This window comes from Pseudomonas sp. A-1, from assembly GCF_004801855.1.
Taxonomy (GTDB): domain Bacteria; phylum Pseudomonadota; class Gammaproteobacteria; order Pseudomonadales; family Pseudomonadaceae; genus Geopseudomonas.
The window spans coordinates 57,356-83,968 of sequence record NZ_SSTC01000003.1 but is presented as its reverse complement, the minus strand read 5'-3'; the positions used below and the strand labels follow the sequence as shown (position 1 = coordinate 83,968).

30 protein-coding genes and 1 other RNA gene are annotated in these 26,613 nt (G+C 67.4%); 24 read left to right on the top strand and 7 right to left on the bottom strand.

Annotated features, from left to right (window positions below; translation table 11 throughout):
- The first annotated feature begins 148 nt into the window (after nucleotides 1-148).
- Both hisD and hisC read left to right on the top strand, forming a co-directional pair.
- The gene (hisD, locus tag E5198_RS01505; protein ID WP_136488251.1) at nucleotides 149-1,456 is read left to right on the top strand and encodes a histidinol dehydrogenase; all 1,308 of its coding nucleotides are present in this window, start codon (nucleotides 149-151) and stop codon (nucleotides 1,454-1,456) included.
- A gap of 112 nt (nucleotides 1,457-1,568) precedes the next feature.
- On the top strand, nucleotides 1,569-2,627 hold the full coding sequence (gene hisC, locus E5198_RS01500) for a histidinol-phosphate transaminase (RefSeq protein ID WP_136488250.1): 1,059 nt from the start codon (nucleotides 1,569-1,571) through the stop codon (nucleotides 2,625-2,627).
- Nucleotides 2,628-2,683: 56 nt separating this feature from the next.
- Here the strand turns inward: hisC and algW are convergent, their stop codons facing one another.
- Nucleotides 2,684-3,823: a Do family serine endopeptidase AlgW gene (gene algW / locus E5198_RS01495; RefSeq protein ID WP_136488249.1), complete on the bottom strand. Its 1,140-nt coding sequence runs from the start codon at nucleotides 3,821-3,823 to the stop codon at nucleotides 2,684-2,686.
- Nucleotides 3,824-3,929: 106 nt separating this feature from the next.
- Here algW and E5198_RS01490 point away from each other — a divergent pair, with 106 nt between their 5' ends.
- From E5198_RS01490 to cysN, 3 genes are all read left to right on the top strand, one after another.
- The gene (locus E5198_RS01490; protein ID WP_136488248.1) at nucleotides 3,930-4,688 is read left to right on the top strand and encodes a Nif3-like dinuclear metal center hexameric protein; all 759 of its coding nucleotides are present in this window, start codon (nucleotides 3,930-3,932) and stop codon (nucleotides 4,686-4,688) included.
- 128 nt (nucleotides 4,689-4,816) lie between these two features.
- Nucleotides 4,817-5,734 (top strand): sulfate adenylyltransferase subunit CysD, encoded by a 918-nt coding sequence (gene cysD, locus E5198_RS01485; RefSeq protein ID WP_136488247.1) that lies wholly within the window; start codon nucleotides 4,817-4,819, stop codon nucleotides 5,732-5,734.
- Between the two features lie 12 nt (nucleotides 5,735-5,746).
- A complete protein-coding gene (gene cysN / locus E5198_RS01480; protein ID WP_136488246.1) occupies nucleotides 5,747-7,648 on the top strand; it encodes a sulfate adenylyltransferase subunit CysN in 1,902 nt (633 codons plus the stop codon).
- Nucleotides 7,649-7,754: 106 nt separating this feature from the next.
- Here the strand turns inward: cysN and E5198_RS01475 are convergent, their stop codons facing one another.
- Nucleotides 7,755-8,180, bottom strand: coding sequence for a YhcB family protein (locus tag E5198_RS01475; RefSeq protein ID WP_136488245.1), 426 nt, complete (start codon nucleotides 8,178-8,180; stop codon nucleotides 7,755-7,757).
- Between the two features lie 115 nt (nucleotides 8,181-8,295).
- Here E5198_RS01475 and E5198_RS01470 point away from each other — a divergent pair, with 115 nt between their 5' ends.
- The 5 genes from E5198_RS01470 (at nucleotide 8,296) to E5198_RS01450 (ending at nucleotide 12,757) form a co-directional block, all read left to right on the top strand.
- Nucleotides 8,296-8,931 (top strand): alpha/beta hydrolase, encoded by a 636-nt coding sequence (locus tag E5198_RS01470; protein ID WP_136488244.1) that lies wholly within the window; start codon nucleotides 8,296-8,298, stop codon nucleotides 8,929-8,931.
- A gap of 23 nt (nucleotides 8,932-8,954) precedes the next feature.
- Entirely contained in the window at nucleotides 8,955-10,301 is a 1,347-nt protein-coding gene (locus E5198_RS01465; protein WP_136488243.1) for a tryptophan--tRNA ligase, read from the top strand.
- Between the two features lie 177 nt (nucleotides 10,302-10,478).
- On the top strand, nucleotides 10,479-11,576 hold the full coding sequence (gene zapE / locus E5198_RS01460) for a cell division protein ZapE (RefSeq protein WP_136488242.1): 1,098 nt from the start codon (nucleotides 10,479-10,481) through the stop codon (nucleotides 11,574-11,576).
- 101 nt (nucleotides 11,577-11,677) lie between these two features.
- Nucleotides 11,678-12,265, top strand: a complete 588-nt coding sequence (locus E5198_RS01455; RefSeq protein WP_136488241.1) for a YajG family lipoprotein — start codon at nucleotides 11,678-11,680, stop codon at nucleotides 12,263-12,265.
- 192 nt (nucleotides 12,266-12,457) lie between these two features.
- Nucleotides 12,458-12,757 (top strand): hypothetical protein, encoded by a 300-nt coding sequence (locus E5198_RS01450; RefSeq protein ID WP_136488240.1) that lies wholly within the window; start codon nucleotides 12,458-12,460, stop codon nucleotides 12,755-12,757.
- A gap of 36 nt (nucleotides 12,758-12,793) precedes the next feature.
- Here the strand turns inward: E5198_RS01450 and E5198_RS01445 are convergent, their stop codons facing one another.
- Nucleotides 12,794-13,954, bottom strand: a complete 1,161-nt coding sequence (locus tag E5198_RS01445; protein WP_136488239.1) for a 1-acyl-sn-glycerol-3-phosphate acyltransferase — start codon at nucleotides 13,952-13,954, stop codon at nucleotides 12,794-12,796.
- 94 nt (nucleotides 13,955-14,048) lie between these two features.
- On the opposite strand from E5198_RS01445, the gene E5198_RS01440 reads away from it, so the two are divergent.
- The 11 genes from E5198_RS01440 to E5198_RS01390 all read left to right on the top strand — a co-directional run bounded on the left by E5198_RS01440 (nucleotide 14,049) and on the right by E5198_RS01390 (nucleotide 21,087).
- Complete coding sequence (locus tag E5198_RS01440) at nucleotides 14,049-14,231, top strand: CPXCG motif-containing cysteine-rich protein (protein WP_136488238.1); 183 nt, start codon at nucleotides 14,049-14,051, stop codon at nucleotides 14,229-14,231.
- A complete protein-coding gene (locus E5198_RS01435) occupies nucleotides 14,231-14,506 on the top strand; it encodes a putative signal transducing protein (RefSeq protein ID WP_136488237.1) in 276 nt (91 codons plus the stop codon). The genes E5198_RS01440 and E5198_RS01435 overlap by 1 nt, the downstream gene beginning before the upstream one ends.
- A gap of 30 nt (nucleotides 14,507-14,536) precedes the next feature.
- Nucleotides 14,537-15,151, top strand: coding sequence for an SOS response-associated peptidase (locus E5198_RS01430; RefSeq protein WP_136488236.1), 615 nt, complete (start codon nucleotides 14,537-14,539; stop codon nucleotides 15,149-15,151).
- 76 nt (nucleotides 15,152-15,227) lie between these two features.
- Nucleotides 15,228-16,049, top strand: coding sequence for a M48 family metallopeptidase (locus tag E5198_RS01425; protein ID WP_136488235.1), 822 nt, complete (start codon nucleotides 15,228-15,230; stop codon nucleotides 16,047-16,049).
- 247 nt (nucleotides 16,050-16,296) lie between these two features.
- Nucleotides 16,297-16,725, top strand: a complete 429-nt coding sequence (gene rplM / locus E5198_RS01420) for a 50S ribosomal protein L13 (protein ID WP_090211330.1) — start codon at nucleotides 16,297-16,299, stop codon at nucleotides 16,723-16,725.
- A gap of 15 nt (nucleotides 16,726-16,740) precedes the next feature.
- Nucleotides 16,741-17,133 carry a 30S ribosomal protein S9 gene (rpsI, locus tag E5198_RS01415; RefSeq protein WP_136488234.1) on the top strand — a complete coding sequence of 131 codons (393 nt, stop codon included), beginning with the start codon at nucleotides 16,741-16,743 and terminating at the stop codon, nucleotides 17,131-17,133.
- Nucleotides 17,134-17,383: 250 nt separating this feature from the next.
- Nucleotides 17,384-17,977, top strand: a complete 594-nt coding sequence (gene petA / locus E5198_RS01410; protein WP_136488233.1) for a ubiquinol-cytochrome c reductase iron-sulfur subunit — start codon at nucleotides 17,384-17,386, stop codon at nucleotides 17,975-17,977.
- Nucleotides 17,977-19,188 (top strand): cytochrome bc complex cytochrome b subunit, encoded by a 1,212-nt coding sequence (locus tag E5198_RS01405; RefSeq protein WP_136488232.1) that lies wholly within the window; start codon nucleotides 17,977-17,979, stop codon nucleotides 19,186-19,188. The genes petA and E5198_RS01405 overlap by 1 nt, the downstream gene beginning before the upstream one ends.
- Nucleotides 19,188-19,970 (top strand): cytochrome c1, encoded by a 783-nt coding sequence (locus E5198_RS01400; protein ID WP_136488231.1) that lies wholly within the window; start codon nucleotides 19,188-19,190, stop codon nucleotides 19,968-19,970. Before E5198_RS01405 ends, E5198_RS01400 begins: the two co-directional genes overlap by 1 nt.
- 86 nt (nucleotides 19,971-20,056) lie before the next feature.
- Nucleotides 20,057-20,674: a glutathione S-transferase N-terminal domain-containing protein gene (locus E5198_RS01395; protein ID WP_136488230.1), complete on the top strand. Its 618-nt coding sequence runs from the start codon at nucleotides 20,057-20,059 to the stop codon at nucleotides 20,672-20,674.
- Nucleotides 20,675-20,685: 11 nt separating this feature from the next.
- Complete coding sequence (locus E5198_RS01390) at nucleotides 20,686-21,087, top strand: ClpXP protease specificity-enhancing factor (RefSeq protein ID WP_136488229.1); 402 nt, start codon at nucleotides 20,686-20,688, stop codon at nucleotides 21,085-21,087.
- A gap of 60 nt (nucleotides 21,088-21,147) precedes the next feature.
- On the opposite strand, the gene E5198_RS01385 is transcribed toward E5198_RS01390, so the two are convergent.
- The 4 genes from E5198_RS01385 to E5198_RS01370 are packed head-to-tail and all read right to left on the bottom strand — an operon-like array spanning nucleotide 21,148 to nucleotide 24,473.
- Nucleotides 21,148-21,681, bottom strand: coding sequence for a BON domain-containing protein (locus tag E5198_RS01385; RefSeq protein ID WP_136488228.1), 534 nt, complete (start codon nucleotides 21,679-21,681; stop codon nucleotides 21,148-21,150).
- Nucleotides 21,678-22,271, bottom strand: a complete 594-nt coding sequence (locus tag E5198_RS01380) for a phosphoheptose isomerase (protein WP_136488227.1) — start codon at nucleotides 22,269-22,271, stop codon at nucleotides 21,678-21,680. The genes E5198_RS01385 and E5198_RS01380 overlap by 4 nt, the downstream gene beginning before the upstream one ends.
- 25 nt (nucleotides 22,272-22,296) lie before the next feature.
- Complete coding sequence (locus tag E5198_RS01375; RefSeq protein ID WP_136488226.1) at nucleotides 22,297-22,668, bottom strand: YraN family protein; 372 nt, start codon at nucleotides 22,666-22,668, stop codon at nucleotides 22,297-22,299.
- Nucleotides 22,665-24,473, bottom strand: coding sequence for a penicillin-binding protein activator (locus E5198_RS01370; protein WP_136488225.1), 1,809 nt, complete (start codon nucleotides 24,471-24,473; stop codon nucleotides 22,665-22,667). The genes E5198_RS01375 and E5198_RS01370 overlap by 4 nt, the downstream gene beginning before the upstream one ends.
- A gap of 89 nt (nucleotides 24,474-24,562) precedes the next feature.
- Here E5198_RS01370 and rsmI point away from each other — a divergent pair, with 89 nt between their 5' ends.
- The 3 genes from rsmI to mraZ all read left to right on the top strand — a co-directional run bounded on the left by rsmI (nucleotide 24,563) and on the right by mraZ (nucleotide 26,613).
- Nucleotides 24,563-25,450: a 16S rRNA (cytidine(1402)-2'-O)-methyltransferase gene (rsmI, locus tag E5198_RS01365; protein WP_136488224.1), complete on the top strand. Its 888-nt coding sequence runs from the start codon at nucleotides 24,563-24,565 to the stop codon at nucleotides 25,448-25,450.
- A 40-nt stretch (nucleotides 25,451-25,490) separates the two neighbouring features.
- Nucleotides 25,491-25,838: RNase P RNA component class A (gene rnpB / locus E5198_RS01360), an RNA gene on the top strand.
- Between the two features lie 319 nt (nucleotides 25,839-26,157).
- Nucleotides 26,158-26,613 (top strand): division/cell wall cluster transcriptional repressor MraZ, encoded by a 456-nt coding sequence (gene mraZ, locus E5198_RS01355; RefSeq protein ID WP_136488223.1) that lies wholly within the window; start codon nucleotides 26,158-26,160, stop codon nucleotides 26,611-26,613.

The following is a 26,613-nucleotide window of genomic DNA, read 5'->3' as shown; positions in this document are numbered from 1 at the left end:
AGGCCGGTTGCGACTGTCGGTCTCCTGCGCAAGTCCTGCGACCGCCGGTCGCGATCGTCTATCCGCGTCATAGCCACAATTGCCGGGTGCCCGCGCGGAAGGCCTGATAATCTAGCGGCGCCCGAATCTGCCAATCATGAGGCCCGTTATGACCGCACCGTTCGCCATCCGCCGACTCGACGCCGCCGATCCCCAGTTCGCCCGCCACCTGGATCATCTGCTGAGCTGGGAAAGCGTGTCCGACGATGCGGTCAACCAGCGCGTGCTGGAGATCATCAAGGGCGTGCGCGAGCGCGGCGATGCGGCGGTGGTGGAGTTCACCCGGCGCTTCGACGGTGTCGAGGCCACCGCGATGGCCGAACTGATCCTGCCGCGCGAGCGCCTGGAGCTGGCGCTGACCCGCATCAGCGCCGAGCAGCGCGAGGCGCTGGAAAAGGCCGCCGAGCGCGTGCGCCTGTACCACGAGCGGCAGAAGCAGGACTCCTGGACCTACACCGAGGCCGACGGCACCGTGCTCGGCCAGCAGGTCACTCCGCTGGACCGCGCCGGCCTGTACGTGCCAGGCGGCAAGGCCGCCTACCCGTCCTCGGTGCTGATGAACGCCATTCCGGCCAAGGTCGCCGGCGTCGCCGAAGTGGTGATGGTGGTGCCGACCCCGCGCGGCGAACTCAACGAGCTGGTGCTGGCCGCCGCCTGCGTGGCCGGCGTCGACCGCGTGTTCACCATCGGCGGCGCCCAGGCCGTGGCCGCGCTGGCCTACGGCACCGAGAGCGTGCCGCAGGTGGACAAGATCGTTGGCCCGGGCAACATCTACGTGGCCACCGCCAAGCGCCACGTGTTCGGCCAGTGCGGCATCGACATGATCGCCGGTCCCTCGGAGATCCTCGTGGTCTGCGACGGCCAGACCGATCCGGACTGGATCGCCATGGACCTGTTCTCCCAGGCCGAGCACGACGAGGACGCCCAGTCGATCCTGGTCAGCCCGGATGCCGCCTTCCTCGACCGGGTGGCCGAGAGCATCGCCAGGCTGCTGCCGACCATGGAACGCGCCGAGATCATCCGCACCTCGCTGGAAGGCCGCGGCGCGCTGATCCAGGTCGCCGACATGCAGCAGGCCATCGCCGTGGCCAACCGCATCGCTCCCGAGCACCTCGAACTGTCGGTGGCCGACCCGCAGCAGTGGCTGCCGCAGATCCGCCACGCCGGCGCGATCTTCATGGGCCGCTACACCGCGGAAGCGCTGGGCGACTACTGCGCCGGCCCCAACCACGTGCTGCCGACCTCCGGCACCGCGCGCTTCTCCTCGCCGCTGGGGGTCTACGACTTCCAGAAGCGCTCGTCGATCATCTTCTGTTCGGCCGAGGGCGCTTCCGCGCTGGGCAAGACCGCCTCGGTGCTGGCGCGCGGCGAGTCGCTGACCGCCCACGCGCGCAGCGCCGAGTACCGCATCAAGTAAGCCGCAGGGTGGAAAACGGCCGTCGGCCTTTTCCACCCGACGTCACTCGGTGGAAAACGCTGCGCGGTTTTCCACCCTACGCCAAGCAGATCGAATTCGAGGAGAGAAGGGCGTGAGCAAATTCTGGAGCCCCTTCGTCAAGGACCTGGTGCCCTACGTGCCGGGCGAGCAGCCCAAGCTGGCCAGACTGGTCAAGCTCAACACCAACGAGAATCCCTACGGCCCGTCGCCGAAGGTGCTCGAGGCGATCCGCGCCGAGCTGGACGACAGCCTGCGCCTGTACCCCGATCCCAGCGGCGAGCGCCTCAAGCAGGCCGTTGCCGACTACTACGGCGTGCAGCCGGGCCAGGTGTTCCTCGGCAACGGCTCCGACGAGGTGCTGGCCCACGTGTTCCACGGCCTGTTCCAGCACGGCAGGCCGCTGCTGTTCCCCGACGTCACCTACAGCTTCTATCCGGTGTACTGCGGCCTGTACGGCATTCCCTTCGAGGCCGTGCCGCTGGACGGGCGCTTCCGCATCAATGTCGACGACTACGCGCGGCCCAACGGCGGGATCATCTTCCCCAATCCCAACGCGCCGACCGGCTGCCTGCTGCCGCTCGCCGCGATCCGCCGCCTGCTGGAGGCGAACGCCGAGTCGGTGGTGGTGGTCGACGAGGCCTACGTCGACTTCGGCGGCGAGAGCGCGATCAGCCTGGTCGACCAGTATCCCAACCTGCTGGTCACCCAGACCCTGTCCAAGTCGCGCTCGCTGGCCGGCCTGCGCGTCGGCCTGGCGGTCGGTCACCCGGATCTGATCGAGGCGCTGGAGCGGATCAAGAATAGCTTCAACTCCTACCCGCTGGATCGCCTGGCGCTGGCCGGCGCGGTGGCGGCCTTCGAGGACCAGGACTACTTCGAGCAGACCTGCCAGGCGGTGATCGCCAGCCGCGAGCAACTGGTCAGCGAGCTGGAGGGCCTCGGTTTCGAGGTGCTGCCGTCGGCCGCCAACTTCGTGTTCGCCCGCCACCCGCGCCACGATGCCGCCACCCTGGCCGCGGCCCTGCGCGAGCAGGGGGTGATCGTCCGCCACTTCCGGCAGGCGCGCATCGACCAGTTCCTGCGCATCACCATCGGCACCGCCGAGCAGAACATGGCGCTGCAGGAAGCGCTGACGCCGCTGGTGCAGTGAGCGCGGCAGGATGAACGACGACGGCGCCCGCGGGCGCCGTCGTCGTTTCGGGGATATCAGCTGCTCGCCGGTGGACGCAGGCCGACCTCGGCCTGCAGTTCGTGACGCTCGCCGCCGCGCACCACGCTGATGCGCACGGTTTCGCCCGGGCGCTTGCGTGCCACCTGGTTCATCGCCCGGCGGCCGTCGCTGGCCGGTTCGCCGTCGATGGCGAGGATCACGTCGCCCGGCTGCAGGCCGGCGCGCAGCGCCGGACTGTCGCGGTAGATGCCGGCGACGATGATGCCGCCCTGGCCCTGCAGGCCGATGGACTCGGCCAGTTCGGCGGTCAGCGGCTGCACCTCGAGGCCCAGCCAGCCGCGGATCACCTGGCCGTGGGCGATGATCGCCTCCATCACTTCCTGGGCCAGCTTGGTGGGGATGGCGAAGCCGATGCCCTGCGAGCCGCCGGAGCGGGAGAAGATCGCCGTGTTGATGCCGATCAGGTTGCCGTGGGCGTCGACCAGCGCGCCGCCGGAGTTGCCCGGGTTGATCGCCGCGTCGGTCTGGATGAAGTCCTCGTAGGTGTTGAGGCCGAGCTGGTTGCGTCCGGTGGCGCTGATGATGCCCATGGTCACCGTCTGGCCGACGCCGAACGGGTTGCCGATGGCCAGGGCGACGTCGCCGATGCGGATCTCGTCGGAGCGGCCGAGGGTGATCGCCGGCAGCTCGGCCAGGTCGATCTTGAGTACGGCGAGGTCGGTCTCCGGATCGCTGCCGACCACCCGCGCCAGGGTCTCGCGGCCGTCCTTGAGCGCCACCACGATCTGGTCGGCGCCGGCGACCACATGGTTGTTGGTCAGCAGGTAGCCCTTCGGGCTCATGATCACCGCCGAGCCCAGGCTCGACTCCATGCGCCGCTGGCGCGGCAGGTTGTCGCCGAAGAAGCGGCGGAACTGCGGGTCGTCGAACAGCGGATGGCTGGGCTTGTCGACCACCTTGGTGGTGTACAGGTTGGCCACCGCCGGGGCGGCCAGCTCCACGGCATCGCTGTAGGACACCGGGCCGAGTGCCGGCAGGCCGATGGCCGGCGCCTGGCGCAGCTCGAGATCCTGGCGGTCGCGGCCGACCCACTGCGGGAACAGCTGGATCAGCAGCAGGGCCAGCAGCAGGCCGGCGATCACCGGCCAGCCGAGAAAGCGCATCGCCTTGTACATCGGGGAATCCTTGGGGTTGCGGGGGCCGGGGGCGGCTATTAAGGTGGCCGGCATTATACGAGGCCGGCGCGCCAGGCGCAGTCGCCAACTGTTACGGAGCATCACCATGGCCATTGCCCTCAATACCCTGGTCGCCGAGATCGACCGCCATCTGGATGCCGCGCGCATCAGCGACTACTGCCCCAACGGCCTGCAGGTCGAGGGGCGCGCCGAGGTGCGCCGCATCGTCAGCGGGGTGACCGCCAGCCAGGCCTTGCTGGATGCGGCGGTGGCGTGGGGCGCCGACCTGGTGCTGGTGCACCACGGCTATTTCTGGAAGAGCGAGAATCCCTGCGTGGTCGGCATGAAGCAGCGCCGCCTGAAGACCCTGCTGAGCCACGACATCAGCCTGCTCGCCTATCATCTGCCGCTGGACGTGCATCCCGAGCTGGGCAACAACGTGCAGCTCGCCCAGCGTCTCGGCCTGGCGGTGGAGGGGCCGCTGGAGCCGGGCAATCCGCGTTCGGTGGGGCTGCTCGGCAGCCTGGCCGAGCCGCTGGCGCCCGCCGAGTTCGCCGCCCGTGTCGCCCAGGCGCTGGGTCGCGAGCCGCTGCTGGTCGCCGGCACGCGGCCGATCCGCCGGGTCGGCTGGTGCACCGGCGCGGCGCAGGGCTACATCGAGCAGGCGATCGCCGCCGGCGTGGATGCCTACCTGACCGGCGAGGTGTCCGAGTCCACCGTGCACAGCGCGCGGGAGAACGGCATCAGCTTCCTCGCCGCCGGTCATCACGCCACCGAGCGCTACGGCGTGCAGGCGCTGGGCGAGTGGATCGCCAGTCGTTTCGGCGTCGAGCACCGTTTCGTCGACTGCGACAACCCGGTCTGACCGGCAACGGTTGGGCATATTTATAGAATGATTGGGTCTATGCTGGCGCCTTATTAGAAGCGGGACAGCATGGTATCGTGCGCCAACGTCCGCGGCCCGTAGGCCGCTCTTGTCCTTTGTGAGTAGCCATGGTCGACAAACTGACGCATCTGAAACAGCTGGAGGCGGAAAGCATCCACATCATCCGCGAGGTGGCCGCCGAGTTCGACAACCCGGTGATGCTGTACTCGATCGGCAAGGATTCCGCCGTGATGCTGCATCTGGCGCGCAAGGCGTTCTTCCCCGGCAAGCTGCCGTTCCCGGTGATGCACGTCGACACCCAGTGGAAGTTCCGGGAGATGTATGCCTTCCGCGACAAGATGGTCGCCGAGATGGGCCTGGACCTGATCACCCACGTCAACCCGGAAGGCGTGGCGCAGGGCATCAACCCGTTCACCCACGGCAGCGCCAAGCACACCGACATCATGAAGACCGAGGGCCTCAAGCAGGCGCTCGACAAGTACGGCTTCGACGCCGCCTTCGGCGGTGCGCGCCGCGACGAGGAGAAGTCGCGCGCCAAGGAGCGCGTCTACTCGTTCCGCGACAGCAAGCACCGCTGGGACCCGAAGAACCAGCGTCCCGAGCTGTGGAACGTCTACAACGGCAAGGTCAAGAAGGGCGAGTCGATCCGCGTGTTCCCGCTGTCCAACTGGACCGAGCTGGACATCTGGCAGTACATCTACCTGGAAGGCATCCCGATCGTGCCGCTGTACTTCGCCGCCGAGCGCGAGGTGATCGAGAAGAACGGCACGCTGATCATGATCGACGACGAGCGCATCCTCGAGCACCTGTCCGACGAGGAGAAGGCGCGCATCGAGAAGAAGATGGTGCGCTTCCGTACCCTCGGCTGCTACCCGCTGACCGGCGCCGTGGAGTCCACCGCCGCCACCCTGCCCGAGATCATCCAGGAAATGCTCCTGACCCGCACTTCCGAGCGCCAGGGCCGCGTCATCGACCACGATGGCGCCGGCTCCATGGAAGAAAAGAAACGTCAGGGCTACTTCTAAGGTTTCCGCATCATGTCGCACCAATCCGAACTGATCAGCGAGGACATCCTCGCCTACCTGGCCCAGCACGAGCGCAAGGAACTGCTGCGTTTCCTGACCTGCGGCAACGTCGACGACGGCAAGAGCACCCTGATCGGCCGCCTGCTGCACGACTCCAAGATGATCTACGAGGACCATCTCGAGGCGATCACCCGCGACTCCAAGAAGGTCGGCACCACCGGCGACGAGGTCGACCTGGCGCTGCTGGTCGACGGCCTGCAGGCCGAGCGCGAGCAGGGCATCACCATCGACGTGGCCTACCGCTACTTCTCCACCGCCAAGCGCAAGTTCATCATCGCCGACACCCCGGGGCACGAGCAGTACACCCGCAACATGGCCACCGGCGCCTCGACCTGCGACCTGGCGATCATCCTGATCGACGCCCGCTACGGCGTGCAGACCCAGACCCGCCGGCACAGTTTCATCGCCTCCCTGCTGGGCATCAGGCACATCGTGGTCGCCGTCAACAAGATGGACCTGATGGACTTCGACCAGGGCGTGTTCGAGGCGATCAAGGCCGACTACCTGCAGTTCGCCGAGCGCATCAACCTCAAGCCCAGTTCGCTGCACTTCGTGCCGATGTCGGCGCTCAAGGGCGAGAACGTGGTCAACAAAAGCGAGCGCGCGCCCTGGTACCAGGGGCCGACGCTGATGGAGATCCTCGAGACCGTCGAGATCGCCGCCGACCGCAACCTGACCGACATGCGCTTCCCGGTGCAGTACGTCAACCGGCCGAACCTGAACTTCCGCGGCTTCGCCGGCACCCTGGCCAGCGGCATCGTGCACAAGGGCGACGAGGTCGCCGTGCTGCCGTCGGGCAAGACCAGCAAGGTCAAGTCCATCGTCACCTTCGACGGTGAGCTGGAGCAGGCGATCCCCGGCCAGGCGGTGACCCTGACCCTGGAAGACGAGATCGACGTGTCGCGCGGCGACATGCTGGTGCACGCCGACAACCGCCCGCAGGTCACCGACAGCTTCGACGCCATGCTGGTGTGGATGGCCGAGGAGCCGATGCTGCCGGGCAAGAAGTACGACATCAAGCGCGCCACCAGCTACGTGCCGGGCAACATCGCCGCCATCGAGCACCGCGTCGACGTCAACAGCCTCGAGCAGCTGCCGGCCAGCGAGCTGAAGCTCAACGAGATCGGCAAGGTGCGCGTCAGCCTGGATGCGCCCATCGCCCTCGACGGCTACGCGCACAACCGCACCACTGGCGCGTTCATCGTCATCGACCGCCTGACCAACGGCACCGTCGGCGCCGGCATGATCATCGCCGAGCCGCTGGCCGGGCAGAACACCGTCGGTCACCACGGTCGCCTGGCCCACGTCAGTGCCGAGGAGCGTGCCGCGCGCTTCGGCCAGTTGCCGGCCACCGTGCTGTTCTCCGGCCTCTCCGGCGCCGGCAAGAGCACCCTGGCCTACGCTGTCGAGCGCAAGCTGTTCGACAGCGGCCGCGCGGTCTACGTGCTGGACGGGCAGAACCTGCGCCACGACCTCAACAAGGGCCTGCCGCTGGATCGTGCCGGCCGCGCCGAGAACTGGCGCCGCGCCGCCCAGGTGGCCCGGCAGTTCAACGAGGCGGGCCTCTTGACCCTGGCGGCCTTCGTCGCCCCGGACGCCGAGGGCCGCGAGCAGGCCCGGGCCATCGTCGGTGCCGAGCGGCTGATCACCGTCTACGTGCAGGCTTCGCCGCAGGCCTGCCGCGAGCGCGATCCGCAGGGCCTGTACGCCGCCGGCGAGGACAACATCCCCGGCGAGTCCTTCGCCTACGACGTGCCGCTGGATGCCGACCTGGTGATCGACACCCAGTCCACTCCGGTGGAGGAGGGGGTCAGGCAGGTGCTGGCGCTGCTGCGTTCGCGCGGCGCGATCTGATCCCGGCAGACTGAAACAGCAAGGCCCCGGCAACTGCCGGGGCCTTGCTGTTTTCGGCAGGCAAAAAGAAGCCCCGCCTGGGCGGGGCTGCTCGTTGACGTCGGGGTCAGGCCTTCTTCAGCACTTCCTCGTCGCTCAGTACGCCGGAGTGGCCGGGGGCGTAATCCTTCGGCGGCTCGGTGCTGGCGACGCTGGCGATGCGCTCGCGGGCCGGCTGGGCGGACTCGCTGAGGGCGGCCAGCAGGCGCTGGCGGGTCAGCTCGTCGAGGGCCAGGCGGTTGGCGCCCTCGGAGAGGTGCGACTGGATGTCCTGGTAGTTCTGGGTGAGCTTCTGCATCAGGCTGGCGGTGGTGTTGAAGTGGCTGACCACTTCGCTCTGGTAGCTCTCGAAGCGCTCCTGCATCTCGTCCAGCTTGTGCTGGACGCCCCCGGGGGCGGCGCCGGGCAGCAGGCGGGCCAGCAGGAAACCGATGGCCACACCGACGACCAAGGCCAGGGCTGGCAGCAGCCAGGCAGCGAATGACTGTTCCACGAATCCTTCCTCTATAGACGGGATTTGCATTACGTTAACGGCTTGTGCCTGCGCTGTATAGCGCCGGCGGTGCAATGCTAGACGAGTCCCCGCGCGGCGGGGTCACGGAGTCCCTGTGTCTTTGACCGAAATTCCCCTGCTGCTCGACGGGCCCTGCGGCGCCCTCGAGGCCCTCCATCTCGATCATCCCGAGGCCCGCGGTGTGGCGCTGATCTGCCATCCGCACCCGCTGCACGCCGGCAGCATGCTCAACAAGGTGGTGGCCACCCTGCAGCGCACGGCGCGCGACGCCGGCTACGCCACCCTGCGCTTCAACTTCCGCGGCGTCGGCCAGAGCGTGGGCGAGCACGCCCACGGCGAGGGCGAGATCGACGACGCCGAGGCCGCCGCACGCTGGCTGCTGGCCAGGCACCCCGGCCTGCCGCTGACCCTGATGGGCTTTTCCTTCGGCGCCTGCGTGGCGGCCTGTCTGGGCGGGCGTCTGGAAGCGCAGGGCGTCGCCGTCGAGCGGCTGTTCATGCTGGCGCCGCCGGTGATGCGTTTCGCCGTGGATGGCCGGCTGCCCCGGCAGGGTGCGCTGACGGTGATCCAGCCTGCGAGCGACGAGGTGGTCGAGCCGGCGGCCGTGCATGCCTGGTCGGCGCAGCTTTCGCGTCCCCACGAGCTGCTCGAAGTGGCAGAATGCGGGCACTTCTTCCATGGCCGGCTGACCGAGCTGAAAGCACTGGTCCTGCCGCGCCTCCAATCCTGATGCAGCACGACAAGCGATCGACCATGACCACCCGTATCCTTACCGGCATCACCACCACCGGCACCCCGCACCTGGGCAACTACGCCGGTGCCATCCGCCCGGCGATCATCGCCAGCCGCGCGGACAACGTGGACTCCTTCTACTTCCTCGCCGACTACCACGCGCTGATCAAGTGCGACGACCCGCAGCGCATCCAGCGCTCGCGTCTGGAGATCGCCGCCACCTGGCTGGCCTGCGGCCTGGACCCGGAGCGGGTGACCTTCTACCGCCAGTCGGACATCCCCGAGATTCCCGAGCTGACCTGGCTGCTCACCTGCGTGGCGGGCAAGGGCCTGCTCAACCGCGCCCACGCCTACAAGGCCGCGGTCGACCAGAACGTGGCCAGGGGCGAGGACCCGGACGCCGGGGTGACCATGGGCCTGTTCAGCTATCCGGTGCTGATGGCCGCCGACATCCTGATGTTCAACGCCCACCAGGTGCCGGTCGGCCGCGACCAGATCCAGCACGTGGAGATGGCGCGCGACATCGGCCAGCGCTTCAACCACCTGTTCGGCAACGGCCGCGAGCTGTTCACCCTGCCCGAGGCGCTGATCGAGGAGAGCGTGGCGACCCTGCCGGGCCTCGACGGGCGCAAGATGAGCAAGAGCTACGACAACACCATCCCGCTGTTCGGCACCAGCAAGCAGCTCCGGGAAGCGGTGGCGCGCATCGTCACCGACTCGAAGCTGCCGGGCGAGCCCAAGGATGCCGAGGGCTCGCATCTGTTCACCCTCTACCAGGCCTTCGCCACGCCCGCGCAGAGCGCCGAGTTCCGCGCCGCGCTGGAAGGCGGCCTGGCCTGGGGCGAGGCCAAGCAGCGCCTGAGCGAGCTGCTGGAGGGCGAGCTGGGCGAGGCCCGCGAGCGCTACAACGCGCTGATCGCCCGCCCGGCCGATCTCGAGGACATCCTGCTGGCCGGCGCCGCCAAGGCGCGCAAGGTCGCCACGCCGTTCCTCGGCGAGCTGCGCGAGGCGGTGGGGCTGCGCTCGTTCCGCAACGAGGTGCAGGTGGCCGGCGGGGCGAAGAAGAAGGCCGCCAAGGGCGCCCGCTTCGTCAGCTTCCGCGACGACGACGGCAGCTTCCGCTTCCGCCTGCTGGACGCCGACGGCAGCCAGCTGCTGCTCTCGGTGAGCTTCGCCGACGGCAAGAGCGCCGGCGCGGCGAGCAAGCGCCTGCAGGCCGGCGAGCTGGACCTGCGCGCCGAGGGCGAAGGGTTTGCCCTGTGGCTGGACGACGCGCCGGTGGCGCACAGCCCGGCCTTCGCCGAGGGTGCCGAGCGCGAGGCCGCCATGGCGCGCCTGGCCGAGGCGCTGGCGCCGCAGGACGCCTGAGCCGTGCCATCCGCCCGGCGGCAGCCTGCCGCCGGGCGCAACCGCTACGCCCGGGGGAGGCGCCTGCCTGCCTTCGGTCCCCGCAAGAGGGCGTCCGTGCTGAACGCTCCGAGTAAATTGCCAACCGCCGAGGCCGCCGCTAAAGTGTCGACCCCGTTTGCCTAACCCGACGCCGCCATGACTCCGCTCGAACGCTACCAGGCCGATCTGAAACGTCCCGACTTCTTCCACGATGCCGCGCAGGAAAACGCCGTGCGTCACCTGCAGCGCCTGTACGACGACCTGGTCAATGGCGGTCAGCAGGACTCCGGGTTGCTGGGCAAGCTGTTCGGCCGCAAGAAGCCGCAGGGGCCGATCAAGGGCATCTACTTCTGGGGCGGCGTGGGCCGCGGCAAGACCTACCTGGTCGACACCTTCTTCGACGCGCTGCCGTTCAAGCAGAAGATGCGCACGCACTTCCACCGTTTCATGAAGCGCGTGCACGAGGAGATGAAGACCCTCAAGGGCGAGAAGAACCCGCTGACCATCATCGCCAGGCGCTTCGCCGACGAGGCGCGGGTGATCTGCTTCGACGAGTTCTTCGTCTCCGACATCACCGACGCCATGATCCTCGCCACCCTGCTCGAGGAGCTGTTCAAGAACGGCGTCAGCCTGGTGGCCACCTCCAACATCGTGCCCGACGGCCTGTACCGCGACGGCCTGCAGCGCGCGCGCTTCCTGCCTGCGATCGCCCTGCTCAAGGAGCACACCGAGATCGTCAACGTCGACAGCGGCATCGACTACCGTCTGCGCGCCCTCGAGCAGGCCGAGCTGTACCACTTCCCGCTGGACGCCGAGGCCGAAGAGAGCCTGAGCCGCAGCTTCCAGAGCCTGCTCACCGAGAACTGCCACGTGGTGGAGAACGAGGTGCTGCTGATCGAGAACCGCGAGATCCGCGCGCGCAAGACCGCCAACGACGTCGCCTGGTTCGAGTTCCGCGAGCTGTGCGACGGCCCGCGCAGCCAGAACGACTACATCGAGCTGGGCAAGATCTACGGCGCGGTGCTGCTGGCCAACGTCGAGCAGATGAACGTCACCAAGGACGACATCGCCCGCCGCTTCATCAACCTGGTGGACGAGTTCTACGACCGCAACGTCAAGCTGATCATCTCCGCCGAGGTCGAGCTCAAGGACCTGTACACCGGCGGTCGCCTGGAGTTCGAGTTCCAGCGTACCCTCAGCCGCCTGCTGGAGATGCAGTCCCACGAGTTCCTCAGCCGGCCGCACAAGCCGTGATCGAGTAGAGGAGGGCGCCGGCGGCGCCCTCGTCGTTTCCGCCGCCGCCGCGGCTGGGTATACTGCCGCGCATTTCCCGTCCAACTCCCGGAGAGATCGACATGCTGCCCCGCCTGCTGCTTGGCCTGTTCGCCGCTGCCAGCCTGACCCTGGCCGGCTGTGCCCACAGCCCGCAACACCTGAGCCTGCAACCGATGGTCACCGCCCAGCTCAACCCGGTCGGCCAGGGCCAGCCGGTGGTGGTGCGCGTGGTCGACGGTCGTCCCTCGCCGGTGCTCGGCACCCGCGGCGGCCTGTATCCGGAGACCAGTGCGATCAGCGTGGCCAGCCAGGATCTGCTGCCCAAGCTGCAGGGCCAGGCCGAGGCCGCCGTGCGCCTGCTCGGCTTCACCCCGACGCCCAATGCCTACAATGCGCCGCAGCTGACCCTGACCGTGACCGACATGAAGTACCAGTCGCCGAAGGATGGCAGCTACGTCACCGAGGCCAACATCAGCGCCACCATCCGCGCCGATGTGCAGAACAGCGTGCGCCGCTACAGCGGCCGCTACGGCGCGACCCTCAACCAGCGCTTCGGCATGGCGCCCAACCAGCAGACCAACACCAAGCTGGTCAGCGACGTGCTCAGCGATGCGCTGACCCGGGTGTTCAAGGATCCGACCATCGGCCAGTTGCTCAACAACCAGTGAGCTGAGCGGCAGACGAAAAAAGGCGGTGGCATTGCCACCGCCTTTTTTCTGCCCGGCGGTCGGTGCGCCGGTCGGAAAGGCGCTGAGCGGGGCGGGGGCGAGGGAGTAGACTGCGGCGTTTGCTGCGGCTGCCGTCACCGAAAGAGGGCGCGCAGCGCCCGATTGCCAACTCTTCTGTGCGGGAGGTCGTGGATGTCGTTGCAGGTGTTGTGGTCGTTGTGCCAGAGCTATCCGGCGCAGGTGGTCAACGGTCTGGCGCTGTTCCTCGCGCTGGCTGGTGGCTGGCTGCTGCTGGCCACCCGGCTGCGCGAGCAGCGCGCGCAGGCGCGCCCGCTGCTCGAGGGCGAGCTGTCCGGGATGACGGCGGATGCGCTGGCGGGGGATGTCCAGGTCGCCCGTCTGAACCGCTTCTTCTACGCCTTCGGCAGCGCCTGCCTGGCGGCGGCGCTGGGGCTGTCCTGGCTGAGCACCGGCCTGCAGGCCGCGCTCTGAAGCCTGCGGCGCGCCTGGGGCGCGCCGCTTCCTCCCTTACAGCGCTCCGGCGCGGCTGCGGTACTGGTTGCGCACCGGGTTGGCGTACTGCATGACCAGGTACGGGCGCTGCTCGGCCGGGCAGGCGTCCAGGCGGCGCTGCCATTCGGCCTGGGTGCGTGCCAGTTCGGCGGCGTCGAACAGCTCGCCGGCCGCCGGCACCGCCAGCTGCGCATCGCGCTCCTCCCACATGGCGTAGGCCAGGTAGTTGACCGGGAACAGCCGGTAGTGGCCGAGGATCGCCTGGTCGATGCGCTGGGCCAGCTGCCTGGCGTCGTCGTCCGGCGTGGCGATCTCGGCGCCGAAGTGTAGGTGCACGCGGCCCTTGTGGCCGGTGATGCCCTGGGCGATGCTGGCGTCGTCCTCGCCCGGCGCCTTGCTGTAGCTGCCGGTGCTGGCGCGGATGTACAGCTCGCGGGCCTTGGCCAGGTCGCAGGGGTCGTATTCGTAGCTGATCGAGATCGGCACCAGGTGCAGGTCGGCCATCACCTGGGCGAATGCCTCGTCCTTGCGGCTCATGTGGAACATCTTGAGGATCGCCGGGTCGGTGCGGTCGTCGCCGTCCTTGGCGCGGCCCTCGGCCTGGGCGATCCAGATCGAGGCCTGCTCGTCGCGGATCGAGTGGTTGATGTAGGCGGACAGGGTCTGGAAGGCCGCCAGCTTCTCGCGTCGGCCGCTGATCGAGCGGTGCACGATGAAGCTCTTGTTCAGGCGCATCAGGTCGCTGACGAAGGGCTTCTGCAGCAGGTTGTCGCCGATGGCCAGGCGCGGGGTGGGGTGCGCGGCATGGTACAGCGCGTAGTTGACGAACGCCGGGTCCATCACGATGTCGCGGTGGTTGCTGAGGAACAGATAGGCGCGGCCCTTGTGCAGGTTCTCCAGGCCCGAGTAGCTGATGCCGTCGCTGGCCTTCTCGATGCTGCGGTCGACGTAGGGCTCGATGCGCGTCTGCAGGGCGGCGACGCTGTCCACACCCTGGATCTCGCGGCGCAGATAGTGGGCGAGGACTGGCCGCAGCAGCCAGCCGAGTGGCCCGGCCAGGCGCGGGAAGCGGTAATGGGTGAGGGTGGAGAGGAAGGCCTCGTCGGCGAGCAGGCGCTCGAGGACGGGACGCACTTCCGCGTCGGCATAGGGTCGGATGGCTTCGAACTCGCCCATTGGTGTCTCTTGACCAGGGAATCGGTGAGGGCGGCAACTGGAACTTCCGCCGGGTGGGGCGACAATTATAAACGAAGAGCATGGAGGGACGTGGATGCTGCAGAGCGAGCCCTACGAATGTCCCTGGTGCGGCGAGCCGGGCGAGGCGCTGCTCGACCTGTCGGGCGGCGATCAGTGCTACGTCGAGGATTGCGCGGTGTGCTGTCAGCCGATCGTCTTCGAGTTGCATACCGACGGGGTCCGCTGGACCCTGGAGCTGCGCCGGGAGGGCGACTGATGCAGCGGATTCACGAGCCGGTGAACCTGGGCGAGGGCGAACTGCTGGTCGCCATGCTGGCCAGCGAGGGCATCCGCGCCCACCTGTTCGGTCAGCACCTGCTGGGGGCGCTGGGCGAGCTGCCGGTGGCCGGCCTGCTGGCGATCGGCGTGGAGGATGCGGATGCGCCGCGGGCGCGGGCGCTGATTGCCGCGTACAATGCCGCGCAGCCCCTGGCGGGCGAGCCGCCGCTCGAGGATGCGTCCGGCAGTCTGCCGGATGTGCTGTTGTGCTGACCCTCTTCTGCTGCAGGTAGCTCCTTTCCCATGTGCGGACGTTTTGCCCTGTTTCGCTGGCCGCCGACGCTCGCCGCGCTGCCCGGCTTTCCCGAGCGCCTCGAGCCGCGCTGGAACATCGCCCCGGGTCAGCAGGTGCTGCTGCTGCGCGCCGAGGCTGGCCGGCGTGTGGCGGCGCAGGTGCACTGGGGGCTGACGCCGGCCTGGCTGCGCGATCTGTCGCGCGCCCCGGCCCAGGCCCGCGCGGAAACCCTGGCCGAGCAGCCGCTGTTCCGCGAGGCCTTCGCCAGCCGCCGCGGCCTGCTGCCGGCCAACGGCTTCTACGAGTGGCGAGGGCCGCGTCGCCGGCCGTTCTGGATGAGTGCGGAGCAGCCGCTGCTGTCGCTGGCGGCGCTGTGGGAAGCCTATCCGGTCGGCGAGCGGGTTTATCTGAGCGCCGCGGTGGTCACCGTGGCGGCCGGGCAGCAGCGCCGGCCGCTGCTGCTGGATGACGCCGGCGAGGCGCTGTGGCTGGACCCGGCAGCCGCGCCGGAGGACCTGCAGGCGCTGCTGGCGGCGCCGCCGCTGCCGCTGCGCGAGCGGCTGCTCGCCGGGCTGGGCAACAGCCCGCGGGAGGAGGGGCCGCAGTGTCTGACTCCGGCGTGAACTCGGCTGCGCCAGGCTGGTCTGATGCTGGGCCGGTGTTACGATGAATCCCCTGTGCTTTCGGGAGTGTCCTTGCATGAGTCGTGTCTTTCGTCTTGCCGCTCTGGCGGGTGCGCTGCTGCTGGCCGGCTGTCAGGCGGTCAATACCACCAGCGGCGGAGCGGTCGGTGTGAATCGCCAGCAGTACATGTTCACCATGCTGTCCAGCCAGGAGCTGGACCAGATGTACGCCAAGTCCTACCAGCAGACCCTGAGCAATGCCGCCACGGCCGGCAAGCTGGACAAGAGCAGCGCCCTGGCGCAGCGGGTGAACAACATCACCCGCCGGCTGATCGCGCAGACCCCGGTGTTCCGTCCGGACGCCGCCAGCTGGAACTGGCAGACCGCCCTGATCCGCAGCGACGAGCTGAACGCCAACGTCGGCCCGGGCGGCAAGATCATCGTCTACAGCGGTCTGGTCGAGAAGCTCGCCCTGACCGATGACGAGCTGGCGGCGGTGCTCGGCCACGAGATTTCCCATGCCCTGCGCGAGCACAGCCGCGAGGCCATGTCCAAGGCCTATGGCGCCGAGCTGGCCAAGCAGACCGCGGTGGCCCTGCTCGGCCTGGGCCAGGCCGGTGGCCAGCTCGCCGACGCCGCGGTGCAGTACGGCATGACCCTGCCCAACAGTCGCGGCAACGAGAACGAGGCCGACCTGATCGGCCTGGAGCTGGCGGCGCGTGCCGGCTACGACCCCAATGCGGCGCTGACCCTGTGGGACAAGATGGCCCGGGCGGGCAACGGAGCACCGCCGGAGTTCATGAGCACCCACCCCTCGTCGTCGACCCGCATGGCCAATCTGCGCGCAGCGATTCCGCGGGTCATGCCGCTGTACCAGCAGGCGCGCGGGCAGCGCTGAGATGTGGAGAATGCGGCTTGTGTTTTTCGGCGAACTCGGTAAAATTCGCCAGCTTTCGTGACGGGGGATGCCTAGCCCGTCCTGCTCGGCGGGAATGCCTAACCTGCCGATTTTGCCGAAGCAGACGCACTGACCCGAGCCCCCCCCGATTTAGTGTCTGCAGAGGCTGCCGTTGCCTTGAAAGAGGCAAGTACTGTCCAGTAAGATTCGCCGCTTGATTATCAGGCGGCCTCTGAGGCTATAACCAATGAAAACTTTCTCTGCGAAACCGGAAACCGTCAAGCGCGACTGGTACGTTGTCGACGCTGCTGGCAAGACCCTGGGTCGTCTTGCCACTGAAATCGCCAGCCGTCTGCGCGGCAAGCACAAGCCCGAGTACACCCCGCACGTGGATACCGGCGACTACATCGTCGTGATCAACGCCGAGCAGGTGCGTGTCACCGGTGCCAAGAGCTCCGACAAGATGTACTACCATCACTCCGGTTTCCCGGGCGGCATCAAGTCGATCAACTTCGAGAAGCTGATCGCCCGTGCTCCCGAGCGCGTGATCGAGACCGCCGTCAAGGGCATGCTGCCGAAGAACCCGCTGGGTCGCGACATGTATCGCAAGCTGAAGGTCTATGCCGGTGCCAGCCACCCGCACACCGCTCAGCAGCCCCAAGAACTGAAGATTTAACGGAGTAGGCTCAATATGTCGGCGACTCAAAACTACGGCACCGGCCGTCGCAAGACCGCTACCGCGCGTGTATTCCTGCGTCCGGGTACTGGCAAGATCTCGATCAACAACCGCAGCCTGGAGCAGTTCTTCGGCCGCGAGACCGCCCGCATGGTGGTTCGTCAGCCGCTCGAGCTGACCGAGAACACCGAAAAGTTCGACATCTACGTCACCGTCGCCGGTGGTGGTGTCAGCGGTCAGGCCGGTGCGATCCGCCACGGCATCACCCGCGCACTGATCGAGTACGACGAGACCCTGCGCAGCCCGCTGCGCAAGGCCGGCTACGTCACTCGCGATGCCCGCGAGGTCGAGCGTAAGAAGATCGGTCTGCGCAAGGCGCGCAAGCGTCCGCAGTACTCGAAGCGTTAATCGACTACGCTTCAGCGAACGCCCAGATTCCCCAGGGATCTGGGCGTTTTTTTATGTGCCGGATTTGTCTGCGACAGTCTGTCGCAGTCCGGAAAGTCTTGTGCTGCAAGGGTTTGCCGGTATTTGTTGCCAGTTATTGCCTTGTCAGAAAAGGGGCTTTTCATTACCATCTGGCGGATTTTTTGCGCAGCTGGTTTTAACTAGAGTGCCTGCCCGGGCAGGTCACAGAAAGCTGATGGGAGACGACTGAATGAGTAATGACGGCGTGAATGTGGGCCGGCGTCGGTTCCTCGTCGCCGCCACTTCGGTGGTGGGGGCGGCGGGAGCTGTCGGTGCTGCGGTCCCGTTCGTGGGGTCATGGTTCCCCAGTGCCAAGGCCAAGGCCGCTGGTGCTCCGGTGAAGGTGAACGTGGGCAAGATCGAGCCGGGGCAACAGATCGTTGCCGAATGGCGCGGCAAGCCGGTGTTCATCGTTCGCCGCACCGACGAGATCCTGGCCAACCTGGTCAAGATCGAAGGCTCCATGGCGGATCCGGAGTCCAAGGCCTCCGTGCAACCGACCTACGTGGACCCCAAGGTTCGCTCGATCAAGCCAGAACTGCTGGTCGTCGAAGGCCTGTGCACCCACCTGGGCTGCGCGCCGTCCTTCCGTCCCGAAGTCGCCCCGGCCGATCTGGGTGCCGACTGGGTGGGTGGCTATTTCTGTCCCTGCCATGGTTCCCGCTACGACCTGGCTGGCCGCGTGTACAAGGCGCAGCCGGCGCCGCTGAACCTGCCGGTGCCGCCGTACTCCTTCGAGACCGATGACGTCATCATCATCGGCGTGGATCAGGAGAAAGCCTGATGAGCAAATTCATGGAATGGGTGGACGCCCGCTTCCCCGCCACCAAGATGTGGGAAGATCATCTGAGCAAGTACTACGCTCCGAAGAACTTCAACTTCTGGTACTTCTTCGGCTCCCTGGCGCTGCTGGTGCTGGTCAACCAGATCCTCACCGGTATCTGGCTGACCATGAGCTTCGAGCCCTCCGCCGAAGGCGCCTTCGCCTCCGTCGAATACATCATGCGTGATGTGGAGTACGGCTGGATCCTGCGCTACATGCACTCCACCGGCGCCTCGGCGTTCTTCGTGGTGGTGTACCTGCACATGTTCCGCGGCCTGCTGTACGGCTCCTACCAGAAGCCGCGCGAGCTGGTGTGGATCTTCGGCATGCTGATCTACCTGGCGCTGATGGCCGAAGCCTTCATGGGCTACCTGCTGCCGTGGGGCCAGATGTCCTACTGGGGCGCCCAGGTGATCATCTCCCTGTTCGGCGCGATCCCGGTGATCGGTGCCGACCTGACCCAGTGGATCCGCGGTGACTACCTGATCTCCGGCATCACCCTGAACCGCTTCTTCGCGCTGCACGTGATCGCCCTGCCGATCGTCATCCTGGGCCTGGTCGTGATGCACATCATCGCGCTGCACGAAGTGGGCTCGAACAACCCGGATGGCATCGACATCAAGAAGAAGAAGGACGCCAACGGCATTCCGCTGGACGGCATCCCGTTCCACCCGTACTACACCGTCAAGGATATCGTCGGTGTGGTGGTGTTCCTGTTCGTGTTCTGCACCGTGATCTTCTTCTTCCCGGAGATGGGCGGCTACTTCCTCGAGAAGCCCAACTTCGAGACCGCGAACCCGTTCAAGACCCCGGCGCACATCGCCCCGGTGTGGTACTTCACCCCGTTCTACGCCATCCTGCGCGCCGTTCCGGACAAGCTGCTCGGCGTGATCGCCATGGGCGCGGCCATCGCCGTACTGTTCGTGCTGCCGTGGCTGGACCGCAGCCCGGTGCGCTCGATGCGCTACAAGGGCTGGCTGAGCAAGATCTGGCTGCTGGTGTTCTGCGTGTCCTTCGTGATCCTCGGCGTGCTGGGCGTGCTGTCGCCGACCCCGGGCCGCACCCTGCTGTCCCAGGTCTGCACCATTCTGTACTTCGCTTTCTTCATCCTGATGCCGTTCTACACCCGGATGGAGAAGACCAAACCGGTTCCGGAAAGGGTGACTGGCTGATGAAAAAGCAATTTGCTGCACTGATTCTTGCGCTACTGCCGACCTTTTCGTTTGCCGCTGGCGTTCTGGAATACCCGCTGGACAAGGTCGAGGTCGACCTGACTGACAAGGCTGCTCTGCAGGATGGCGCGCGTACCTTCGCCAACTACTGCATGGGTTGCCACGGCGCCCAGTTCCAGCGCTACGAGCGCGTAGCCAATGATCTCGGCATCCCCGAGCAGGTGATGATGGAGAACCTGGTCTTCACTGGCGCCAAGATCGGCGACCACATGAAGACCGGCATGCAGCCGCAGGATGCCAAGGTCTGGTTCGGCGCCGCGCCGCCGGATCTGACCCTGGTGGCCCGCGTGCGTGGCAACGACTGGCTGTACACCTACCTGCGTACCTTCTATGAAGATCCGGCGCGCCCGTACGGTGTGAACAACAAGGTGTTCCCGAACGTCGGCATGCCCAACGTGCTGAGCAGCCTGCAGGGCCGTCAGGTCATCGGCTGCAAGCAGGTCCAGGTGGTCGAGCACGGCAAGAAGGTGTTCGATCCGCTGACCGGTACCCCGGTGACCGAGGAAGGCTGCGACCAGCTGACCATCGTGCCGAAGACCGGCGAGCTGAGCGAGGCCGAGTTCGACGAGAAGGTCAAGAACCTGGTCAGCTTCCTGGCCTACTCGGCCAACCCGGTGAAGCTGGAAAGCCAGCGTATCGGTACCTACGTGCTGCTGTTCCTGGCGTTCTTCTTCGTGTTCGCCTACCTGCTCAAGCGTGAGTACTGGAAAGACGTGCACTGAGCACCCTTTCCTGTCTGAAGCATGCGCGCCCTCCGGGGCGCGCATGTGTTTCTGCCGCATGAAAATGTCCTGACTGGAGGGAGCCCATGGCTGCGCTCAATCGCCTGGCCTGCTATTCCGATCCCGCCGATCACTACTCGCACCGGGTGCGCATCGTCCTCGCCGAGAAGGGCGTGGAGGCCGAGATCATCGAGGTGCTGCCCGGCCAGCTGCCGGTGCAGCTGGCCGAGGTCAACCCCTACGCGAGTCTGCCGACCTTGGTCGATCGCGACTTGGCCCTGTACGAGCCGGGCGTGGTGATGGAGTATCTGGACGAGCGCTATCCGCATCCGCCATTGTTGCCGGTGTATCCGGTGGCGCGTGGCAACAGCCGCCTGCTGATGCACCGCATCCAGCGCGACTGGTGCACTCTGGTCGATCGCGTGCTCGATGCGCGCACGCCGGAAGCTGCCCGGGCGCAGGCGCGCAAGGAACTGCGCGAGAGCCTGACCGGCGTAGCGGCGCTGTTCGGCGGCCAGCCGTTCTTCCTCAGCGAGGAGTTCAGCATGGTCGACTGCTGCCTGTTGCCGATTCTCTGGCGTCTGCCGCTGCTCGGCATCGAGCTGCCGCGCCAGGCCAAACCGCTGCTGGACTACATGGAGCGGCTGTTCGCCCGCCCCGCCTTCCAGGCCAGCCTGACTGCCACCGAGCGCGCGATGCGCTGAGGAGCCCGATGATGAATTCCAGTCGCCCCTATCTGCTGCGTGCGCTCTACGAGTGGATCGTCGACAACGACTGCACTCCGCACATCCTGGTCGCCGCCGAGTACCCCAATACCCGCGTACCGGCGGGCTACGCCAAGGATGGACAGATCGTGCTGAACATCTCGCCCAGCGCGGTGCGCTATCTGGAGATGGGCAGCGAGGCGCTGACCTTCGAGGGTCGCTTCGGCGGTGTGGCGCAGAGCCTGTATGTCCCGGTCGCCGCCGTGCTGGCCATCTACGCTCGCGAGAACGGCCAGGGCATGGCCTTCGAGCTGGACGAACCCGAGGAGGGCGAGGAGCTCGACGAGGAGCCGTCCGGTGACGACGAGCCGCCGCGTCCCAGCGGGCGGCCCAGCCTCAAGGTGGTCAAGTAGACTGCGCGGTAAACAAAAAAGGCGATCCTAGGATCGCCTTTTTTGTCGCTGGCTGTCCGCTCAGTCGACGTACTCGAACAGGCGTACGATGCCCTGCACGCCGCCGACGCCCTGGACCACGGCCGTGGCGCGGTTGGCCTCGGCGCGGGTGACCAGGCCGAGCAGGTAGACCATGCCGTTCTCGGTGACCACCTTGATCTTGGTGCTCGGCACGGTGTTGTCGGCGAGCATGGCGGTCTTGATCTGGGTGGTCAGTGCGGCGTCGGTGCTGCGTGCCAGCGGCGAGGAGGGCGGAAGGACCTGCAGATGGTTGTGCACCAGCTTCACCCCCTGGGCGCGGCGGGCAGCCTGCTCGGCCAGGGCTTTCAGGTCGGCGCGCGGCGTCTGGCCGGCGAGCAGAACCACGCCGTTGTAGCTGGTCACCACCACGTGGGAGGTGGTGTCGTTGAGGTCGGCATGGCTGCTGCGGATCTCGCTGGCGACCCGTCCGGGGATGAACTGGTCGTCGATCTTGTTGCCGATGCTGCGTGCGCCGCAGCCGGCCAGCAGCAGGCTCAGGCCGAGGGCGGCGAGGAGCAGGGGGGAACGCTTCATTCTTCACTCCCGAATAGTTGACGGTCGATCAGGTCGCACAGGCAGTGGATGGCCAGCAGGTGGACTTCCTGGATGCGCGCGGTGACGCGCGCCGGCACGCGGATCTCGACGTCCTCGGGCAGCAGCAGCGAGGCCATGCCGCCGCCGTCGCGGCCGGTCAGCGCCACCACGGTCATCTCGCGGTCGTGGGCGGCCTGGATGGCCTGGATCACGTTGCCGGAGTTGCCGCTGGTGGAGATCGCCAGCAGCACGTCGCCGGGCTGGCCGAGGGCGCGGATCTGCTTGGAGAACACCTCGTTGTAGCTGTAGTCGTTGGCGATCGAGGTGATGGTCGAGCTGTCGGTGGTCAGAGCTACCGCCGGCAGGCTCGGGCGTTCGCGCTCGAAGCGGTTGAGCAGCTCGGAGGAGAAGTGCTGGGCATCGCCGGCGGAGCCGCCGTTGCCGCAGGAGAGGATCTTGCCCTCGCTGAGCAGGGCATGGACCATCACCTGGCTGGCCTGTTCGATGTGCGGGATCAGCACTTCCATGGCCTGGCGCTTGGTTTCGATGCTGTCCAGGAAAAGCTGGCGGATACGGGATTGCATGTCCATGGGGTGACCTTCGGTTGGGCGCTGTTCAGGCGTCGAACGCGCTGCGGATCCAGTTCAGTCGCGCAGGAGCGCTGTGCTCGGCGGGGCCGATGGCGATCACGTCGAAGCGGCAGGGGCACTGGCTCCAGCGCGACTGCTGTTGCAGGAAAACCTGGGCGGCGGCGCTGACGCGGGCGCGCTTGCGTGCGTCGACGCTGCCTTCGGCGCCGCCCCAGGCGCTGTGGCGCCGGTAACGCACTTCGACGAATACTACGGTATCGCCGTCGAGCATGACCAGATCCAGCTCGCCGAGGCGGCAGCGCCAGTTGCGCGCCAGCAGGCGCAGGCCGTGCTCCTCCAGGTGGGTCAGCGCCCAGCCTTCGGCGGCCTGCCCGGCGCTCTGGCGTGTGTCGCTCACTGGGCGGCTGCCTCCAGGCGATAGACCTGGCCGTTGCGGTACTCCGCCCACGGCAGGCTGCGCGCGACGCGCTGGCCGGGAGCCAGCTGCAGGCTGCCGGACAGGCCCTCCAGGCGGGTGCCCGGCAGGGTCTGCAGCTGGCCGAGGCGCGGCGCCAGGCGATAGGCATCGGCACCCATGGCGTACAGGCGGCCGAGGCTGCCGGCGGCGGCCGGCCACTGGCCGACCACCTGCTCGCGCAGCGGGTCGGCCTCGCCCAGCAGCCAGGGGGTTTCGCAGAAGCGGATGCCGTCGAGGTCGAGATCCTGGCTCGGGTCGTTGCTGCCGGTGAACAGGTGCGAGGTGGCGTACACCGGCAGGTCGCCGGCGTACTGGAAGGCCAGGGTCGGCTTGATCTGCCGGGCCTGCGCCGGGGTGGCGGCGAGGAACACGAAGTCGACGTCCTGGCGGCGTGCCGGCTGCGCCTCTACCTCGCTGCCGAGGCTGTCGCGCAGGCGCTTGGCGCGTGCTTCGCTGTCGCGCAGCTTGAGCAGGTCGGCGATCTGCTGGGCCAGGCGCACCGGCTGATCGACGTGCTCGGCCGCGATCAGGCTGCCGCCGCGCGCCTGCCAGTCCTTGCTGAAGGCGGCCAGGACGCGGTTGCCCCATTCACCGCTGGGCACCAGCGCCACGGCGCGGCGCATGCCGTCCTGCCACGCCCGTTCGGCGACCGCGCGAGCTTCGTCCTCGGCGGCCAGGCCGAACTGGAACAGCTGGGCCGGGCCCTCGCCGACGTTCTCGCTGTAGTTGAGCGCCAGGGTGGCGACCGGCAGCTGTTCGCGACGGTTGAGCTGGTTGACCAGCGGCTTCTCCAGCGGGCCGACCACCAGTTGCACGCCGTCGGCCTGGGCCTGGCGATAGAAGGCATCGAGATCGGTCAGATGGCTGCTGTCGTGCAGGCTGATGTGCAGTTCGCTGTTGCCGCTCTGGTAGTGCGCGGCGAGGAATCCGTCGCGCAGGGCCTGGGCGGCACTGGCCAACTGCCCCTGCTGGGGCAGCAGCAGGGCGACGCGGGTCAGCGGGCGGGCGGCGATTTCCTGCAGCTGGACCAGTGCCTGCGGCAGCTGGCGGGCTGCGGGGTGTTGCGGGTGCTGGGCCTGCCATTCGGCGATGCGCGTCACCTGCTGCGCGGGGGTGGCGTTGCTGCGCGCCAGGCGAGCGAGCTCCAGCCAGCCGCCGAGGTCGGCCTCGGGGCTGCTGGCGCTGGCCAGCTGGCTGGCGGACAGGTTGCCGAGCAGGCTCCAGATCGCCTCGTGGTTGGCGGCAGCGCTCTGGCCCTCCAGCAGCGGGGCGACGTACACCCGCTCGCGGGCGGCGGCCAGCGGCTGGCCGTCGGCCTGCAGGGCCTTGGCGCGGGTGAGCTGGCTGCGCACCTGCTGGCCGACCGGCAGTTCGCCGAGGCGCTCGAAGCTGGGATGCTGCAGCGCCTGCAGGGCGGCCTTGGGCTTGCCGCGGGCCAGGGCCAGCTCGGCCTGCAGGGTGCTGGCGAAAACCTGCTGGGCCGGCAGCAGCTCGTCGAGCTTGAGCAGGTCGAGGATCTGCTGGGTCTGCGCCAGATTGCCCTGGCGCAGGGACTGATCGGCGGCGGACAGGCGCAGCAGCGTGGCCTGTGCCGGCTTGACCTGCGCCGCCTGCTGCAGCAGCTGCTCGGCGCTGGCCTGGGACGGGACCGGCAGCTCACCGAGGCCGGACGTCTGCTGGCCGGCGCAGGCGGTCAGCAGGCCGACCAGGCAAAGGACGGAAAGGGGGCGCAGTCGGGCGATCATGTCAGTAATTCCGATTCGCAGGCTGGAAAGGGGCAATTGTACCCAAGCCCCGGCGGCGGTGCGATCTTGGCACGGTGAAACCCGCTACAATGCCGCATTTGGGCTGGCAGCGGGATGGCGATGTGAACACTCCGGGGACTCTTTATGTGGTGGCTACACCGATCGGCAACCTCGAGGACATCAGCGCGCGGGCGCTGCGGGTGCTGCGCGAGGTCGCGCTGATCGCCGCCGAGGACACCCGCCACAGTGCCCGCCTGCTGCAGCACTTCGGCATCAATACGCCGCTGGCTGCCTGCCACGAGCACAACGAGCGCGAGCAGGGTTCGCGCCTGGTGCAGCGCCTGCTGGCCGGCGACGACCTGGCGCTGATCTCCGACGCCGGCACGCCGCTGATCTCCGATCCCGGCTATCACCTGGTGCGCAACGCGCGGGCCGCCGGGGTGCGCGTGGTGCCGGTGCCCGGCGCCTGTGCGCTGATCGCCGCGCTGTCGGCTTCCGGGCTGGCCTCCGACCGCTTCGTCTTCGAGGGCTTCCTGCCGGCGCGCGCGACGGCGCGGCGGCAGCGTCTGCAGGCGCTGCTCGAGGAGCCGCGCACGCTGATCCTCTACGAGGCGCCGCACCGCCTGCTGGAGTGTCTCGCCGACCTTAGCGAGCTGTTCGGCGTCGAGCGTCCTGCGGTGCTGGCGCGCGAGCTGAGCAAGACCTTCGAGACCATCAAGGGGGCGCCGCTCGGCGAGCTGCACGACTGGGTGGCGGCTGACAGCAACCAGCAGCGTGGCGAATGCGTGCTGCTGGTGGAAGGTTGGCAGGCGCCGGAGGGCGAGGAGGCGCTGAGTGCCGAGGCGCTGCGCGTGCTCGACCTGCTGCTGGCCGAGTTGCCGCTCAAGCGGGCGGCGGCGCTGGCGGCGGAGATCACCGGGGTGCGCAAGAATCTGCTCTACCAGCAGGCGCTGGGGCGACAGAAAGCCGAGGATTGAGCTTGTTATCCGGGCGCGCAGTGAGTACCCTGCGCGCCGGAGAGTCGGCTGGACAGTCGCTGCCCTGCTTGCAGGGGGGAGGAAAGTCCGGGCTCCACAGGGCAGAGTGCCAGGTAACGCCTGGGAGGCGCGAGCCTACGGAAAGTGCCACAGAAAACAACCGCCTAAGCGCGCAAGCGCCGGTAAGGGTGAAAAGGTGCGGTAAGAGCGCACCGCACGACTGGCAACAGTTCGTGGCTAGGTAAACCCCACTCGGAGCAAGACCAAATAGGGATCCATTGGCGTGGCCCGCGCTGGATCCGGGTAGGTTGCTTGAGGTCGTCAGCGATGGCGATCCTAGAGGAATGACTGTCCTCGACAAAACCCGGCTTACAGGCCGGCTCTCCTTCCTTCCGCTTTCTTCTCTTTCATTATCGGCGGCAGTTTTTAATTTCGAATCGCTATTGCTCTTGATAAAGAACTTTAAGTTCGAGAGCTGGCATGCCGATATCCCTCGATTTTTTCTCCCGGTTTACCACTCCTAATTCCCGCCTGTCGGTCTCTTCTCTAAGTTGCGGTCCAGTAAGGATTTTTCCTGTCGGGCTCGCCTTGACTGGGTCGCTGGGGCGTTCCTATAGTGTGTAAGGGTGGGGGAAAGTGGGTGAAAGTGGGGATTCCAGCCGTGAAACACAGCTCTTGGCGGCTGAGCACAACGGGGATGCGCAGCCGTGTTTCGCGGAGCCAATGTCATAAGTCTTGACGCCAAGGGCCGCCTGACGATGCCGAGCCGGTATCGCGACGAGTTCATGGCGCGCTGCGCCGGTCTGCTTGTGGTGACCATCGACACCATCGACTCCTGCCTGTGTGTCTATCCCCTCGATGAATGGGAACTGATCGAAGCCAAGTTGCGCGAACTGCCGTCGCTGCGCGAGGAAAACCGTCGCCTGCAGCGCCTGCTGATCGGCAATGCGGTGGATCTGGAACTGGATGCCGCCGGACGTTTCCTCGTGCCGCCGCGTCTGCGCGATTACGCCGGGCTGGACCGCCGTGCGGTGCTGGTCGGCCAGCTCAACAAGTTCCAGTTGTGGGACGAGGCGGCCTGGGACCTGCGTTGTACGCAGGACCTCCAGGCCATCAAGGAACCCGGCGCGTTGCCGGAAGAATTACGCAACCTGATACTTTGA

Coding starts and splice junctions, on each gene's coding strand:
- rpsI (WP_136488234.1), top strand. CDS start 16,741: ATGTCGGCGACTCAAAACTACGGCACCGGCCGTCGCAAGACCGCTACC.
- E5198_RS01440 (WP_136488238.1), top strand. CDS start 14,049: ATGCTGCAGAGCGAGCCCTACGAATGTCCCTGGTGCGGCGAGCCGGGC.
- cysN (WP_136488246.1), top strand. CDS start 5,747: ATGTCGCACCAATCCGAACTGATCAGCGAGGACATCCTCGCCTACCTG.
- rsmI (WP_136488224.1), top strand. CDS start 24,563: ATGCCGCATTTGGGCTGGCAGCGGGATGGCGATGTGAACACTCCGGGG.
- E5198_RS01380 (WP_136488227.1), bottom strand. CDS start 22,271: ATGGACATGCAATCCCGTATCCGCCAGCTTTTCCTGGACAGCATCGAA.
- E5198_RS01395 (WP_136488230.1), top strand. CDS start 20,057: ATGGCTGCGCTCAATCGCCTGGCCTGCTATTCCGATCCCGCCGATCAC.
- E5198_RS01435 (WP_136488237.1), top strand. CDS start 14,231: ATGCAGCGGATTCACGAGCCGGTGAACCTGGGCGAGGGCGAACTGCTG.
- algW (WP_136488249.1), bottom strand. CDS start 3,823: ATGTACAAGGCGATGCGCTTTCTCGGCTGGCCGGTGATCGCCGGCCTG.
- E5198_RS01370 (WP_136488225.1), bottom strand. CDS start 24,473: ATGATCGCCCGACTGCGCCCCCTTTCCGTCCTTTGCCTGGTCGGCCTG.
- zapE (WP_136488242.1), top strand. CDS start 10,479: ATGACTCCGCTCGAACGCTACCAGGCCGATCTGAAACGTCCCGACTTC.
- E5198_RS01450 (WP_136488240.1), top strand. CDS start 12,458: ATGTCGTTGCAGGTGTTGTGGTCGTTGTGCCAGAGCTATCCGGCGCAG.
- E5198_RS01400 (WP_136488231.1), top strand. CDS start 19,188: ATGAAAAAGCAATTTGCTGCACTGATTCTTGCGCTACTGCCGACCTTT.
- E5198_RS01405 (WP_136488232.1), top strand. CDS start 17,977: ATGAGCAAATTCATGGAATGGGTGGACGCCCGCTTCCCCGCCACCAAG.
- petA (WP_136488233.1), top strand. CDS start 17,384: ATGAGTAATGACGGCGTGAATGTGGGCCGGCGTCGGTTCCTCGTCGCC.
- E5198_RS01465 (WP_136488243.1), top strand. CDS start 8,955: ATGACCACCCGTATCCTTACCGGCATCACCACCACCGGCACCCCGCAC.
- rplM (WP_090211330.1), top strand. CDS start 16,297: ATGAAAACTTTCTCTGCGAAACCGGAAACCGTCAAGCGCGACTGGTAC.
- E5198_RS01430 (WP_136488236.1), top strand. CDS start 14,537: ATGTGCGGACGTTTTGCCCTGTTTCGCTGGCCGCCGACGCTCGCCGCG.
- E5198_RS01385 (WP_136488228.1), bottom strand. CDS start 21,681: ATGAAGCGTTCCCCCCTGCTCCTCGCCGCCCTCGGCCTGAGCCTGCTG.
- cysD (WP_136488247.1), top strand. CDS start 4,817: ATGGTCGACAAACTGACGCATCTGAAACAGCTGGAGGCGGAAAGCATC.
- E5198_RS01445 (WP_136488239.1), bottom strand. CDS start 13,954: ATGGGCGAGTTCGAAGCCATCCGACCCTATGCCGACGCGGAAGTGCGT.
- E5198_RS01390 (WP_136488229.1), top strand. CDS start 20,686: ATGAATTCCAGTCGCCCCTATCTGCTGCGTGCGCTCTACGAGTGGATC.
- hisD (WP_136488251.1), top strand. CDS start 149: ATGACCGCACCGTTCGCCATCCGCCGACTCGACGCCGCCGATCCCCAG.
- E5198_RS01455 (WP_136488241.1), top strand. CDS start 11,678: ATGCTGCCCCGCCTGCTGCTTGGCCTGTTCGCCGCTGCCAGCCTGACC.
- E5198_RS01490 (WP_136488248.1), top strand. CDS start 3,930: ATGGCCATTGCCCTCAATACCCTGGTCGCCGAGATCGACCGCCATCTG.
- E5198_RS01425 (WP_136488235.1), top strand. CDS start 15,228: ATGAGTCGTGTCTTTCGTCTTGCCGCTCTGGCGGGTGCGCTGCTGCTG.